General features: G+C 41.7%; 14 protein-coding genes and 1 pseudogene. 11 read left to right on the forward strand and 4 right to left on the reverse strand.

Features of this window, described 5'->3' with window-relative positions; all coding sequences use genetic code 11:
- Positions 1-4 precede the first annotated feature (4 nt).
- Positions 5-1462 (reverse strand): CYTH domain-containing protein, encoded by a 1458-nt coding sequence (locus C8322_RS06490; RefSeq protein WP_008304741.1) that lies wholly within the window; start codon positions 1460-1462, stop codon positions 5-7.
- A 334-nt stretch (positions 1463-1796) separates the two neighbouring features.
- Between C8322_RS06490 and C8322_RS06495 the strand changes: the two genes are divergently transcribed.
- From C8322_RS06495 to C8322_RS06515, 4 genes are all read left to right on the forward strand, one after another.
- Positions 1797-2180 (forward strand): DUF962 domain-containing protein, encoded by a 384-nt coding sequence (locus C8322_RS06495; protein WP_111810459.1) that lies wholly within the window; start codon positions 1797-1799, stop codon positions 2178-2180.
- A gap of 499 nt (positions 2181-2679) precedes the next feature.
- Positions 2680-3300, forward strand: a complete 621-nt coding sequence (gene thiE, locus C8322_RS06505; protein ID WP_111810746.1) for a thiamine phosphate synthase — start codon at positions 2680-2682, stop codon at positions 3298-3300.
- A gap of 42 nt (positions 3301-3342) precedes the next feature.
- Positions 3343-4644 (forward strand): glutamate-1-semialdehyde 2,1-aminomutase, encoded by a 1302-nt coding sequence (gene hemL, locus C8322_RS06510; protein ID WP_111810460.1) that lies wholly within the window; start codon positions 3343-3345, stop codon positions 4642-4644.
- Between the two features lie 166 nt (positions 4645-4810).
- Positions 4811-5227 (forward strand): GlcG/HbpS family heme-binding protein, encoded by a 417-nt coding sequence (locus C8322_RS06515; protein ID WP_111810461.1) that lies wholly within the window; start codon positions 4811-4813, stop codon positions 5225-5227.
- 167 nt (positions 5228-5394) lie between these two features.
- On the opposite strand, the gene C8322_RS06520 is transcribed toward C8322_RS06515, so the two are convergent.
- Entirely contained in the window at positions 5395-5592 is a 198-nt protein-coding gene (locus C8322_RS06520; protein ID WP_004812396.1) for a hypothetical protein, read from the reverse strand.
- A gap of 280 nt (positions 5593-5872) precedes the next feature.
- Between C8322_RS06520 and C8322_RS06525 the strand changes: the two are divergent.
- The 5 genes and pseudogenes from C8322_RS06525 to C8322_RS06545 all read left to right on the forward strand — a co-directional run bounded on the left by C8322_RS06525 (position 5873) and on the right by C8322_RS06545 (position 11744).
- Positions 5873-6583 (forward strand): annotated as a pseudogene (locus C8322_RS06525) (phosphopantetheine-binding protein).
- A gap of 130 nt (positions 6584-6713) precedes the next feature.
- The gene (locus C8322_RS06530; RefSeq protein WP_005221683.1) at positions 6714-7358 is read left to right on the forward strand and encodes an RluA family pseudouridine synthase; all 645 of its coding nucleotides are present in this window, start codon (positions 6714-6716) and stop codon (positions 7356-7358) included.
- 142 nt (positions 7359-7500) lie between these two features.
- On the forward strand, positions 7501-10338 hold the full coding sequence (rapA, locus tag C8322_RS06535; RefSeq protein ID WP_111810462.1) for an RNA polymerase-associated protein RapA: 2838 nt from the start codon (positions 7501-7503) through the stop codon (positions 10336-10338).
- Positions 10339-10549: 211 nt separating this feature from the next.
- On the forward strand, positions 10550-10816 hold the full coding sequence (locus C8322_RS06540) for a PAAR domain-containing protein (protein WP_076753388.1): 267 nt from the start codon (positions 10550-10552) through the stop codon (positions 10814-10816).
- Positions 10817-10940: 124 nt separating this feature from the next.
- The gene (locus C8322_RS06545) at positions 10941-11744 is read left to right on the forward strand and encodes an alpha/beta fold hydrolase (RefSeq protein WP_111810747.1); all 804 of its coding nucleotides are present in this window, start codon (positions 10941-10943) and stop codon (positions 11742-11744) included.
- A 57-nt stretch (positions 11745-11801) separates the two neighbouring features.
- Here the strand turns inward: C8322_RS06545 and fabR are convergent, their stop codons facing one another.
- The gene (fabR, locus tag C8322_RS06550) at positions 11802-12482 is read right to left on the reverse strand and encodes an HTH-type transcriptional repressor FabR (RefSeq protein ID WP_004894263.1); all 681 of its coding nucleotides are present in this window, start codon (positions 12480-12482) and stop codon (positions 11802-11804) included.
- A 149-nt stretch (positions 12483-12631) separates the two neighbouring features.
- On the opposite strand from fabR, the gene C8322_RS06555 reads away from it, so the two are divergent.
- Both C8322_RS06555 and C8322_RS06560 read left to right on the forward strand, forming a co-directional pair.
- On the forward strand, positions 12632-13699 hold the full coding sequence (locus C8322_RS06555; RefSeq protein ID WP_008304718.1) for a ferredoxin reductase: 1068 nt from the start codon (positions 12632-12634) through the stop codon (positions 13697-13699).
- Positions 13700-13713: 14 nt separating this feature from the next.
- Positions 13714-14808: a fatty acid desaturase family protein gene (locus tag C8322_RS06560; protein ID WP_005221693.1), complete on the forward strand. Its 1095-nt coding sequence runs from the start codon at positions 13714-13716 to the stop codon at positions 14806-14808.
- A gap of 65 nt (positions 14809-14873) precedes the next feature.
- On the opposite strand, the gene C8322_RS06565 is transcribed toward C8322_RS06560, so the two are convergent.
- Entirely contained in the window at positions 14874-15077 is a 204-nt protein-coding gene (locus tag C8322_RS06565) for a hypothetical protein (protein ID WP_004894267.1), read from the reverse strand.
- Positions 15078-15091: the final 14 nt, after the last annotated feature.

The raw sequence follows: 15091 nt of genomic DNA on the forward strand, positions 1-15091 counted from the left end.
GACTTTATTTTAAAAACTTGCGGCTTATCAGAAACTGTTCTGTGGCCTCTAGCAGTTTTTGCGCATAAACTTCCTGCTTTGCAGTCAGCCAGCCCAAGACAAACCAGTCACTGGCTTCAAGCTCAGTCTGCTGAATATAGACTGCTGAGGAGGCTAGAGTCTGGTATTCAGCTGCTGCCAGCTGCGCATCATTCAGCGCCTTGCTGTATTTCTGTAGATTTTTCACATCATAAATTGAGGTCAGAATTGGAAAGCTGAACTTCAGTTCCTGAATACGCACCGCAAGTAGATCCAGTTGTTCAAAATCATGGATTTCAGTCTGGTTCATCTGCTCTTGTAAAGCTTTATATTGCTGTTGCAAAGTTGCCTGCGCTACGGTTTTTAAATCCTGTGTGCTTTTGACATCTTCTTTCAGGCTAAAGATCAGCAGTTCCAGATAGTGATGCACATTCTGTGTCGACTTCACCAGATTACCCAGTTTTTCCTTAGTATATAGAATATCTTTACTCAGGTTTTCTGCAGTAGTCGGATTCTGTAAAAAGGCGGCTAATGTGCTTTGCATATGCTGTAAATGCTGCAAGTGTTCAAACTGCTTCTTAAAAGCTTCCAGCTGATGTGCCCATTTATCCGAAATGCCAGAATGCCAGTTTTTAAATAACAGAACACTTAGATACAAATGCTCTAGCGCTTGCTGAGCCTGATCGATATGATCCTGTTCAGCTACCTGTGCCGAGATTGCTGCGATATTCGGCAGTAAATGCTGCATCTGCTGGGCAATCAGACTACATAAAGCTTTGGCTGCACTATCTTTTTTGCTGAGCTGGAATTCTTTTACCTGGGTTGCCGGACTGACTTTTTGCTGAGTTGCAAGCAGGTTACCGATTTCTGCTTTGCTGCGCACATCGAGCCATAGCTGATATTTCTTAACCCATTCAAAGCTAAATGCCAGCAATTGTTCAACTGAACCACTTTTTAGTTCGAATTCGACTTCATGGACTTCCTGTTCGGCATCTAGAGTACGGATCGCACCGATATCGAGGGCAACTTCAATTCCAGTGCCTTCATATTCAATCACGCGCAGGGTACGGGTGATATCCGTTTCAAACTGTAGCTTGAGCTGGCTGATCTGATCACCCAGTGCATTATTTAAAATTTGTTGCGCTTCTGGTGCAGCGGCATAAATATTCAGATCCAGTTCAGGTGCCCGTTCCAGTTCACCCAAGTCATGATTATGTTCAAAACGTTCAATATGGCTTTTACCGGCTGCTTTTAAGGTTTGTACCCAACGAGTGCCTTCCAGACGCTGACGGAGGGCTACGCCACTTTTTGAAAGCAGACGGTCTTCGGTGTCATAGTATTTGGCTTGTAGTTGAATCTGTTCGGACTTCTTCGGATCAAGTGCCTTTAACAGCGCAGTGCGGCGTGCTGCAGGAATCTGAAATTTAAGTTCAACTTCAACCATGATAAATATCCTGTTTGTACTGTCTATAAAGGTGATAGACAGAGCTGATGGTGCTTTGTATATGCTGTGGATGTGAGCACATATACGCTGCAATCATGTTTTTAATTTTTAAGTCGAAGATTGTAACTAAAATCATTTTTTTAGTAAGACTTGACCGGGCTAAAAAAATCATGAACCTGTTTAAATTGAAAGAATTTATTCATACCTAAGCAGTTGAAAGCATGCTAGATTCAAGGAAAATTAAACATAGCTGAGAAAGCTCACTGCATGAAATCGCACTTTTAAATGTTTAAATAATGCGCTAATGTGAAATTAAAAATATCAGGATGATGCCATGAATGCACAACTAGAACCTAAAGCGGATTTGACGCTAGCAGTTAGCCAGCCAATGCCGATCCGTGATTATCATGAATTTTATCGATTTTATCTGACTGAACACCGCAATATTATGAGTCGCCGTCTGCATGTAGCAGGGAGCAGTATCGGGCTGTATTTCTTTAGCAAGGCGATCATACAGCGTAAACCTAAATATTTTCTTTATGGACTGGCATCGGGTTATGCCTGTGCCTGGATCGGACATTTTATTTTTGAGAAAAACAAGCCTGCTAGCTTTAAGCAGCCACTATATAGTTTTGTCTCGGATTGGCGTATGTTTGCTGATGTATTGCGTGGCAATATCAGCCTGATTAGTCGTGATCAGGACAAGATTCCAAGTTAGAACTGATTAAAAAATAAAAAAATGTATTGATGGGTCATCAAAATTACAGGAAAACGCTTGCAAGCTTAGAGTTAATGTTCTAATAATTAAGGCGTTGTCTAAAGGTAATATTTTACCAAAAGATACAGCGAAAGAATTACACAGTTTTCCATGCCTGGAGTGACCTTCTCCGGGCTTTTTTTATGTCCAAAATCCAACAATATGAAAGTAAAAAAATCTGACATTCTGCCATTTTCCCTAAAAGTTGGGCATATAGGAATCAGGGTATCAAATGAGTGATTCATAACTGATGATTATTTTTATGTGATTTATTTAAGTCAAATAGCAGATATGAATTATCCCTGAAATTATTAATTTTCCACATTAAATGAACTGGTTATTTTGATACTGCATTCTTTGTATTTATTTACTGAAAATATGTCGTTATATAAGTTTGCATGGTGTCATCATGCTCCTGGTTATGCCTATAATAGCTGATGTATTTTGAATGGCGGCAGTCATGCGCGGTTTGTATTTAATTACCAATGATGATCCAATTGAACTTCTTCTCGCGAAACTTGAAGGTGCGATGGCAACTTATGAAGTTGCAGTGCTTCAGTATCGTCGTAAAAAAGTTGCGAAAGAAAATCAGGCTTATGAAATCGAATATATGAAACAAATGTGTGAACAATATAAAGTTCCATTTGTGATTAATGATGATTTAGAAACTGCGGTGAAATATGGCGTAGGTGTGCATTTGGGGCAGGGTGATGGCTCAATTCAGGAAGCTGTTGAACGGTTACCTAAAAATGTTTTGATTGGCCGTAGTTGCAATAACTCACTTGAGCTGGCTGAACAAGCCATTGCAGATGGTGCAAATTATGTGGCATTTGGTGCGATCTATGCCACTGATAGTAAACCTGAAGCGGGCAATATTGGCTTGGAAACCTTAAAGCTGGCCAAGCAAAAATTAAATGTACCCATCTGTGCAATTGGTGGCTTAACTGTTGAAAACTCCAAAGAAGTGATTGAGGCAGGTGCGGATCTTTGTGCGGTTATTAGCGATGTTTTAGGTCGTTCAATGTCTACTGTCGGTCAACGTGTGTATGACTGGTCAGAACTATTTGCTGAACAAGCTTAATTTTTTATTTCTTATCTTATTTTTTTGAGTTGAGTGATTTTCATGAGTTTATCTCCAAAGCAAGAACAACTATTTAAACAAGCCAATAAACATATTCCAGGTGGCGTAAACTCACCTGTACGTGCTTTTAACGGCGTAGGCGGTACGCCAGTCTTTATCGAAAAGGCACAAGGTGCTTATCTATACGATGTTGATGGTAAACGTTATGTGGACTATGTTGGTTCATGGGGCCCGATGATTCTGGGTCATGCGCATCCAGCGATTATTAAAGCTGTTCAGGATGCTGCGGTAGATGGCTTAAGCTTTGGTGCACCGACGGTTCATGAAACGACTTTGGCGGATATCATTTGCGATATCATGCCATCAATTGAACTGGTTCGTATGACCAACTCAGGTACTGAAGCAACGATGACTGCGATCCGTCTGGCACGTGGTTATACTGGCCGTGACAAGATCGTGAAGTTTGAAGGCTGTTACCACGGTCACTCTGATTCCTTACTGGTAAAAGCAGGTTCAGGCCTGTTGACCAAAGGCGAGGGTGAGGCGACTTCTGCGGGCGTACCAGCGGACTTTGCCAAACATACCTTAACACTTCCATATAATGACATCGCTACCTTAAAAGAATGCTTTGCCAAGTTTGGTTCTGAAATCGCTGGTGTGATTCTTGAGCCTGTGGCAGGTAACATGAACCTGGTGAAACCAATTGACGGTTTCTTGCAAGCCATTCGTGATGTATGTGATGAGCATGGTTCAGTTTTCATTATTGATGAAGTAATGACAGGTTTCCGTGTTGGTCTTGGCGGTGCTCAGGCACATTACGGCGTAACTCCTGACTTAACCACTTTGGGTAAAATCATCGGTGCGGGTTTGCCAGTGGGTGCATTCGGAGGTAAACGTGAAGTGATGGAATGCATCGCACCGCTTGGTAAGGTATATCAAGCAGGTACTTTATCAGGTAACCCACTGGCAATGCGTGCTGGTATCGAGATGTTTAAGCATCTGCGTGAACCGGGCTTCTATGAAAAACTGACTGTGCAACTTGAGAAACTGCTGGTTGGCTTACAAGCAGCTGCGGATGAAGCTGGTATTCCATTCAAGACCCAACAAGTCGGTGGTATGTTTGGTCTATACTTTACTGATCAAGAAGACATCACCAGCTTCGATTCAATGTTGAAATGCGATGTCGATGCTTTCCGTAAATTCTTCCATGGGATGCTCAATCGTGGCGTAAATCTGGCGCCATCAGCATTTGAAGCTGGCTTTATTTCTGCTGCACACAGCGATGAAGATATCGAATTCACGATCCAGGCTGCTAAAGAAACTTTTGCAGAAATGAAAGAGTAAATTTGCTTTTTTAGAATCCTCCCTAACCTTCTCTTGGGCTTCATTTTATAAGCAATGCTTTTAATATTCGCTCAGGAGAGGGTATTCATCGTTGTAAATAAAAATCACACCTCTCCCTAACCCTTTCCTAAAAGGAGAGGGAAGCTTCAGTTAATTTGAGATCAAAATGCAAACCAAACATTATTTGACTTTAAGCGATGCGGAATTTTTATTAGACCAAGCCCATCAATATGCGATTCAGAATAACTTTAATGTCAGCATTGAGGTGGTGGATGAAACGGGTAATTTACTTGCGATGAAGCGTATGGATGGTGCTTCACCTATGACGGCTAACTTATGTCTGGAAAAAGCCAAGTGTTCTGCCATGAGTCGCCGTCCATCCAAGCTATTTGAAGATATTATTAAAGGCGGCCAGATGGGTTTTCTGACAATGGATACCTTCTCGGGTATGTTGGAAGGTGGTGAGCCGATTCTGTATCAAGGGCAGTTAGTGGGTGCAATCGGTGTATCTGGTGTGAAGTCGTTTGAAGATGCGGAGATTGCTCAGGTAGCAATTGAGAAGTTTTTAGCACAGCTGAGTTAATTCAAAATAGAAATTGATTAATTCAATTCAATAAATTGTTCCAAAATGAAGCGTGAAATATCAAATAAAAGCCCAATCGGTAATGAGGGGGCTTTTCTATATAAAATAAAAATCGTATTTCATGTCACGTTTATTATATTTTCTCCAATTTTAGAAAAAGTTTAAATTTACCTTTCGAATATTTGGCCTATTTCTAGTCTAGTGTAACCACGTTCTTTAAAAATCAAAACAATAGCTTGTCTATAATCTTCAGAAGTAGAAGTTCTATATTTATTAATTAATTGCTGCTCAGAATTAAGCTGGAGGTCATTTTTTATCGTCAATACTTCTGTAGAGACTTTATTAAAAATCTTGAAATTCAACATACAGGCGCTCTTTATCATTATTGTAGCGGCCCGACTACAACACACACCTGCCTTAGCTTAGTTAGACACCCTTAGTGACAAGGATTACAAATTAAAAAAGAATCTGCAAGTTTTTCTAAAGATGGAGCATGAATAATTTACTAAATTTATGTCTATTTAATATAAGGGTATTATATGAAATTAGTTCAATAAATGTTTGTGCAATCAAAATTTTTTCAAATTGAGATTAGACAAAAATATCATGAATCCTCATGCCATTTTGTATTTATAAGAGTCTACTATGCTGTACCCAATGCCTAAAAAAATCCAGTTTGCACCTTCCCAAGCCAAATGGCAGCTGTCCTCAACACAATCTGTGCTAGTGCTGGTTGGGTTGCATAATTTAAGGATGCAGGCAGGGATTCAAGATAGCCCATTGATGCAAAATCTGATCCAAATCAGCAACAAAGCCAAAGCACTCGATATTCCCATTGTTGACCTGTACGGTGATGATCTGATTCAAGGTATGCAGCAACTCGGTGAATATGCCTCAACCCATCCACAGTTAATCTTTGCAGGCACAATCACCCCAGTGTTGAAACAAATCCTGCCACATTTACAAAGTGTGACTGAGCAAATTTGCGTGATTGATGATGCGATCCTATTGTCAAATCAAGAACAGCACATTCAGTGGATCGATAATATTTCTGCACAAGGCTTGCATCATATGAATAGTTATAGCTTGACCCGATTATAGAATCTGAGTGCGCCAGCAGAATATGTGTTGTCGAGCAAAGGTATTATGTTAGCATTAGCAGAACAGCTGGATATGGATGTACTAGATATTGATCCACATGTAGATTTAAGACAATACGGACTGGACTCGATCGCTGTGGTAAGCCTGGTTGGTGTGTGGCGCGCTAATGGTGCAAATGTCGGTTATGAAGATGTTTATGAATATCCTTCACTAGAAGAACTGGTGAGTTTTGTTCTGCAATCAGCACGCAGATAAGCACGAATTGGGTAATTTTCTTAATATAATCGGAAATTTCATCGGCAATTACAGAAAACGACATTGTAATTCTGTGCCAAGCTTTCTATCATTGCCGCCTTGTTTTGCGCGATCAGCCAGGGATTGAACTTTGAGCAATTTTCTAACCGAACATCTGATTCATCGTGATGACGATTTTATGGTCATTCATAAACCAGCAGGTTTACTCACAGTACCCGGTAAAACAGAAGATTTGCAAGATTGCCTGATTAACAGATTAGTAGAATTAGAACCAAAAACACTGCTTATTCATCGTCTCGATCGGGACACTTCAGGAATTCTGGTCTTTGCCTTAAGCCGTGAAGGACAAAAATCTATTTCGCGCCAGTTTCAGGAACGCCAAACCGATAAAACCTATCAAGCTATTGTCGCCGGAACATTAGACGGTGAAGGTACTGTCGATATACCGGTGATCTATGATCCAAGCCGTCCACCATTACATGTTGCTGAACCAAATCATAATAAGCCCGCATTGACCCACTGGCAGGCAGTCGAGCATTTTGAAATTCAGGGACAGCCCGTTACTCGCGTCAAACTGACACCCATTACCGGCCGTTCACATCAGCTTCGTGTACACATGCAGTATCTCGGTCATCCAATTATTGGCGATACTTTATATGCTACAGTGCAACAGCAACAGTTGATGCCACGCCTGTGTCTGCATGCAGAACAGCTCAGTTTTATTCATCCTAAAAATGCAGAAAAAGTCGAGTTTTATTGCCCTGCACCATTCTAGGAAATACTTGTTTAATCGTCGTTATTGATGCCCACTTTTGGTGGGCTTTGTGTCAAAATATATTGCTTGAAGGTGTGAAATTTTGCTCAAATGATGTGTTATTTTTGAGCATAATCTTTACAGTCTTGTACTTAAGATAAAGGTGGAAAAATTGCAGCAGTTTGCTATTGGTCAACGTTGGTTATCAGATACTGAAACAGAACTCGGTCTGGGGGTTCTCATTGATGTTGATGAGCGATCGGTCAGCATTTTATTCCCGAAAAGCGACGAAACCCGTGTCTATGCACGTAGCAATGCGCCTTTGTCTCGTATCATTTTTAATGTAAATGATGAACTGCAAGACCAGGAAGGCAATACCTGGACGGTTGAATCTTTTGAAGATCGCAACGGCGTGGTGCGTTATCAGGTCGTACGTACTTTAAGTGATGGTACTGAAGAACGTAAAGCTCTGAATGAAACCCGTATTGGTGCAACCATTCAGTTGTCTAAGCCATTAGACCGTTTGTTGGCTAGCCAGATCGATTATAAAGAATGGTATGATCTGCGTATTGAAGCTATGCTCATGCAAGCCAATATGCAAAGCAGCCCGTTACGTGGTCTGGTTGGCTCACGTGTAGGCCTGATTCCGCATCAGCTGTATATCGCACACGAAGTCGGTAAACGTTTTGCACCGCGTGTATTGCTGGCGGATGAAGTAGGTCTGGGTAAAACCATTGAAGCCGGTTTGATCATTCACCAACAGTTAAAAACTGGCCGTTCTGAACGTATTCTGATTCTGGTACCAGATTCACTGCAATATCAGTGGATGATTGAAATGCGCCGTCGTTTCAATCTGGAATTTTCACTATTTGATTTAACCCGTACTGCATCGATCAAAGAACACGATCCTGATCTGAACCCATTCCTGACTGAACAACGCATTATTGCTTCTATTGACCTGATGATTGACCACGAAGACCTGCGTGAGCAGGCACTTGAAGCTGGTTTTGATCTGCTGGTTGTCGATGAAGCGCATCATTTGATGTGGAGTGAAGAAGAGGGTGGTAACGACCGTTACGATCTGGTTGAAGAACTATCTGAAAAAACATCAGGCGTATTATTGTTAACGGCAACACCTGAACAGCTGGGTGTGGAATCGCACTTTGCGCGTTTACGTTTGCTGGATCCACAACGTTTCAGTTCATTAGACCGTTTCCTGGATGAGGAAGCACAATATCAGCAGACTGCAAAAATTGCGGAAGTGTTGATGTCAGATATGCCACTTGAAGAAGGGCATCTGGCAGCACTTGAAGGTCTGCTTGGTCATCGTATTGAAGATAACCCTGAGCAACGTTTCCGTGCGATTCACGAATTGCTAGACCGCCATGGAACAGGTCGTATCCTGTTCCGTAATACTCGTGAAGCCATTCAAGGCTTCCCGGGGCGGGACTGCCAGCCAGCACCATTACCAGCACCTGAAAACTGGTCTAAAGATGGCAAGTTACGTGAACAAATGTGGCCAGAAGAATCACAGCTTGATGGTTCCTGGATGGAATCAGACCCACGAGTAATGTGGTTGATGGAAAAACTTCGCACTGATCTCAAACACAAAAAAGTGCTTTTGATTGCGCGTAGTGGTCCAGTAGTAGAAGCACTGGAAAATGTGCTACGTCTTCATGCTGGTATCCGTACTGCGATGTTCCATGAAGGCATGAGCCTGCTGGAACGTGACCAGGCAGCAGCTTATTTCGCTGAAGAGTCTTATGGCGCACAGATTTTGCTGTGTTCAGAAATTGGTTCTGAAGGCCGTAATTTCCAGTTTGCTTCTGACCTGATTCTATTTGACTTGCCAGCAAATCCAGATGTGCTTGAGCAGCGTATCGGTCGTCTGGATCGTATCGGTCAGGAAAATCGTATCCAGATCCATGTGCCTTATCTGGTCGGTACTGCACAAGAGCGTATGTTCCGCTGGTATAACGAAGCACTGAATATTTTCAGCAATATTTCGCCAACTGCGCAAACATTGCAAGAAAACTTCATTATTGAATTAAAAGACTGTTTACTTGCTGATAAAGGTCAGGCTTTTGAAGACCTGCTAGAAGAAGTGACTGTACAACGTCAGGCGCTGGAAGCAGAACTGCAAGAAGGCCGTGACCGTCTGTTGGAATACAACTCTTGCCGTCCAATGGTGGCACAGGAAATCGTCACTGCGCTTGAAGACTATGACGATAATACGACTTTGCCAATGTTCATGAAGCGCTTTATGGCATCGACCAACATTGATTTTGATGAGCAAAGTAATGGTACTGTGATCATCAAGCCAACCGATCAAATGCAGGTGCAAGGTCTGACTCTGGATGAAGAGGGCATGACTGCAACCTTCTATCGTGATCAGGCACAAATCCGTGAAGATGCTCAATACTTGACGCTTGAACATCCATTCACTGAAAGTGTGATGGAAATGATCAATACGCAAGGTTTTGGTAGTACCAACGTTGCGGTGTTGAAGTCTGCTGCATTGCCACAAGGTTCAGTATTGCTTGAAGTCTGGTTTAAAGTGGATGTGGTGGCACCGAAAGCACTGAACTTGCCATCAAGCCTGCCACAGCAATTGGTTCGGGTATTGCTGAGCGAAAAAGGTCAGGATCTGTCGCAAAAAATTGCACCAGAAATCCTGAAGCCATACTTGCATCATCTGGATGGCAATAGCTGCCGTCAGGTCGTAAAAGCGCGTCGTGAAGTAATTGAAGCACGTTATCAACAGGCACTGGAACTGGCTCGTGCTGCTTTGCCGCAATTCAAGCAACAGGCGAAGGAAGTATATGGCAGTAAGTGGCAATATGAAATTGACCGTCTGACTTACCTGAAACAGTTCAACCCAAGCATCCGTGAAGATGAAATTTCTCGTCTGCAAAAACTGCAGAAAGAAGGTTTAAGCTTACTGGATGGTCTGTCTGTAACCCCAGAAGCAATTCAGGTGATGGTGGTGGTTAAACCATAACAATCATCTAAGAAAAGGCAGCCTTCGGGCTGTTTTTTTATGGCTATTTTTCTACAAGAAATCTGGATTGAAATTATGAGGATTTATATGATTAAAACTATTTCATTTAGATAAGAATATTTGTTTGAAGATATAAGCTGTCAGTAAATGGTTGTTGTTAAAAATCATCTTCGGTTAAAATGGTAAAAAACCATAACAAGAAATCAAAATAATGTCTCAGGCGTTTATTACTCTAGGCTCGCAAACTTCACATGGTGGTGTAGTTGCTGAAGCGGAAAATTCTATATTAATTCACGGAATCGCTGTGCATTTACAAGGCATGAAGCATTACTGTCCCAAGTGCAATAGCGTGGTAACCGCCATTGCTAAAAATCAATCCATAACTGTTTTAGGGCGGGCTGTGATTGTCGCAGGTGACAAAGCCAGTTGTGGTGCCCAGTTTCTGGCAAATCAGCATCTGACAGTTTCGCAAAAATAATCCAGCTGCTTTTATCCTTCATTCGGTGACTTCAAGGTCATGCTTAGGAAGAATATGTGCTCATTTTTAGTCATCTTTAAGGTTAAGCTTGCAGACATCATGGATTGAAAAACTATATAACCGCATGAAGCCAGCCTTACATTTTACCCATGCCAATGGCATTCCATCAGCGACCTATCGGAAGTTCCTGAACGGTTTTCAGGATGAATATACGGTTAAAAGTATTCCTTTGATCGGCATGAATCCAGATTATCCAATTACCACAGACTGGCGTTATTTGGTGGATGAGGTGATTGCCGATATTGAACAGCAATTTTCAGGAAAATCAGTGATTGGACTTGGACACTCTTTTGGTAGTTTAGTTACGATGATGGCGGCTTATAAAAAGCCAGCTTTATTTTCTAAGCTCATCATTATGGATCCGCCTTTTGTGATTGGGAAAAACAGTGCGTTATTTGAACTGGTAAAAAAGCTCAATTTAAAAAGTATTGATCGCTTTACTCCGGCAGGTATTACTTTAAAGCGTAAAGACCACTGGTCATCTCAGCTGGACGCGGTAGAGGCGCTGAGATCGAATCGTCTGTTTAAGCATTTTGATGAACAGTGTTTTCAGGACTATATCGACAGTGGAATTGTTGAAGATCAACAGCGCGGTGGTGTAACTTTAAAAATTCCAAAACAGGTTGAAGCAGAAATCTTTCGGACAGTTCCGGCCTGGTGGTGGCGTACCCCGCGTAAAGCACCGCAAGTTCCCATTCACCTCATCACTGCAGAACAGAGCCAGTTCTATCAACAGGGTCTACCGCAAGGCTTAAAGAAAATTTATCAAATTGATTATTCAGTCTTGCCAGGTGGACATATGTTTCCACTGGAACAGCCAAAACAGGTAGCTGAATATGTAAAAGCCAAACTGAAAACTTTGGGATAATATCGAATAAAAAGAGATAACCGGCATCTCTTTCTATTTAGCTTGCATTCATTAGGATTAACGGATTTGAGACTGATCGAGATGTCGAGCACCTTCCAAAATCATGCGTATCATGATCATGGTCTGCTCAGCAATTTCCTGACGTTCATCAGCTGGCATATCTATCACTTTGGCACCCATGTTAAATACCAGCTGGGTAATCGCTTTGGCAGCAATATCCGGATAGAGCAGACGGCTTTTATTTAGTCTTTCCAGACGTACCAGGTCTTCCTGTAATTCCTGCTGAAAATACTGGAGTTGACGTTCTACCGCCTGTTTATATGATTGTGAACCAGTATAGCCTTCACGGAGTAACAAACTCAGGTTGCCTTCATCAGCATCTAACTGGGCAATAAATACTTCTACTGAACTACGAATAATACTGTTCTGTTTCGATGCCTTTAAACGCGATTCATTCAGAATCTTACGCAATACCAGACCGGCACGGTCAATCAGTTCAATTGCCAGTTCATCGATATCTTTAAAGTGACGATAAAAGCTGTTCGGTGCAATACCGGCTTCGCGTGCTACTTCACGCAGGCTTAAAGAGGCAATACTTTTTTGTGGGCCAATCAGATTCAAGGCTGCCTGAAACAGTTCTTCTTTGGTAATGGTCGCCTTACGCCCCACGCTGCGTACAATGATCGGTTCATCAATGTTCTTTGTTTTGAGTAGGGAAGCGTCACTGCTTATTTTCATTGAAGACTCGTCATGTATTGGATATGAGGCATTCCAGTATTATAGCGAAGCCCAGCAAACTTGTGAAATGAATAGAAACAATACAGGTGTATATACAAATATATATACATGTGTATAATAATTCAAAACCCAACAAGATTGCTATGAAGATGCAGGTACTCGCAAAACGTAAATCGCCGATCGATTTCTTTAAAGAAAGCGTGATTGATCAGCATGCGATTAATTTCTGGATGCAGAAATTTAACCCACTCTGGTCGTTGAACCAGCCATTGGGCAAGATTGTGCATAAAGAAAATGCTGCCCAGGATATGGTCAGCCTGAAAATTCAGGTCAATCGCTTGTTCAAATTTGGCGAAGCGGGCCAGCATCATCCAGTTTACGTTGTGGTAAATGGTATTCGTTACGAGCGTAGCTATAGTCTGACGCAGCTAGATCAGCAACATGTGTTACTGACCATCAAGAAAGTTGAAGATGGTAAGGTAAGTCATTGGGCGGCAAATATCGCTCAAGTTGGTGACATTATTGAATTCGGTTTGCCATTTGGTGATATGACTTTAGCTGTTGAAGCAACACCAATGCTGTTGTTGGCAGCGGGTAGTGGTATTACACCTATGCTGAGTTTGCTCGAAGCATTGAGCAAGACTGGCAAGCTGAGTCAACAGCCAGTACAGCTTCTGTACTGGGTAAAGCATTATCAAGATGTCGCATTCAAATCACGTTTTGAAGAATTTGCTGCGCAGTATCCAAACTTTAGCTTTAAAGTATTCGCGACTCAGGAACAACCGGCTGCGGAACGCTTGAATCAAAGTCATCTGACCGATCTTCAAAATATTGATCAGACAACAGTCTATGCTTGCGGTCCATCAGGTTTTGTCGCTCAGGCAGAAATACTGTTTGCTCATGCCAAAGTATTTAAGTCTGAAGCTTTCAGCATGAGTCTGGACGATAACACTGAAACAGGCTTTGTGAATGTCACACTGACGCAATCTAATAAAGTTGTTAGCATTCCAAAAGGTCAGTCTATTCTGGCGAGTCTGGAACAGCAAAATATTAAACCGAACCACGGCTGTCGTATGGGTATTTGTAATAAATGCGCTTGCAATAAAGTTGAAGGTTCTACCAAAAATTTAGTCAATGGCGCACAAAATAAAGAACCAGGAAATCTCCTGAAAATTTGTGTGAATTCAGCGCAGACTGACCTTGTCATCGACCTATAAGCGAGTTGATCACTATGAATATGCCAGTAAAATTTCAGTATTTTAAAAATCCGAAAAACCGTGAACTGACACAGACAGAATTGGACGAACTTGCGCGTGAACTTGATGCGATCAAGCAGGAAGTGCTAGATGACTTGGGCGAGAAAGACGCGAAATATATCCGTCGTGTCTATTCTGCAATTCGTTACTCTTCTATTGCGGGTCGTGCGTTATTGTTCGCAGGCTGGTTCCCTCCAGCATGGATTTTAGGTACAGGTCTGCTTGGTTTTGCCAAAATCATGGAAAATATGGAGTTGGGTCATAATGTCATGCACGGTCAGTACGACTGGATGAATGATCCTAAGATGAATGGCCAGACTTATGAATGGGACATTGTGGGTACTTCTGACAACTGGCGTCAAACCCATAACTTTAAGCATCATACCTATACCAATATTAAAGGTATGGATGATGATATCGGCTATGGTCTGGTTCGTCTGTTCCCTGAACAACGCTGGAAACCGGGTTATTTATTGCAACCGATTTACAGCATTCCATTCTGCCTGTTGTTCCAATGGGGCGTAGCGATTCAAAACCTGGAACTGGGTAAATATTTCAAGGGTCGTAAAACCAAGGAACAGACCAAAGAAGAATGGAAACCAATGCAGCGTAAAATTACCAAGCAGCTGTTTAAGGACTATATCTTCTTCCCATTAATTGCAGGTCCTGCTGCATTGCCGGTGTTTGCTGGTAATATGGTGGCAAATGGTATTCGTAACGTTTGGACATTTAGTATTATTTTCTGCGGTCACTTTACCAAGGATGTTGAAGTATTCCCGAAATCAGTACTGGAAAACGAAAGCCGTGGTCACTGGTATATGCGCCAGATTCGTGGTTCATCGAATCTGACAGGCTCTGAAGCATTTCATATTCTGACTGGTCACTTGAGCCATCAGATTGAGCATCATTTATACCCTGATGTACCTGCACGTCGTTATCGTCAAATGGCGCCAAAAGTTCAGGCAGTCTGTGAGAAATATGGTCTGAACTACAACAATGCCAGTCTGGTAAAACAGTACGGCAGCGTGATCAAGCGTATTGTGAAATATGCTTTTCCGTTTAAAAAATAAGTTTAGATGATTTAATAGAAAACCACTTCAATTGAAGTGGTTTTTTTATTCCTTTAATTATATTTTCAGTCTTGAACATGGCTACGTAAAATCCGAATGAGATTGATATAGTTTCCTTTCTTTGCGGCTGAAATGACACGATCGATTTCTTCTTTTTTCCATTTATGCCGACGTGCAGCACAAATAAATTTTGATAGCAAAATAAAAGGATTTTCACCGTATTGGATATATAGATTTCTTATGTATTTGGGGGGATTAAATTGATTCATAGTTACATTGCCTT

Origin of the sequence: Acinetobacter sp. SM1B, from assembly GCF_003289665.1 — a bacterium.
Taxonomy (GTDB): domain Bacteria; phylum Pseudomonadota; class Gammaproteobacteria; order Pseudomonadales; family Moraxellaceae; genus Acinetobacter; species Acinetobacter schindleri.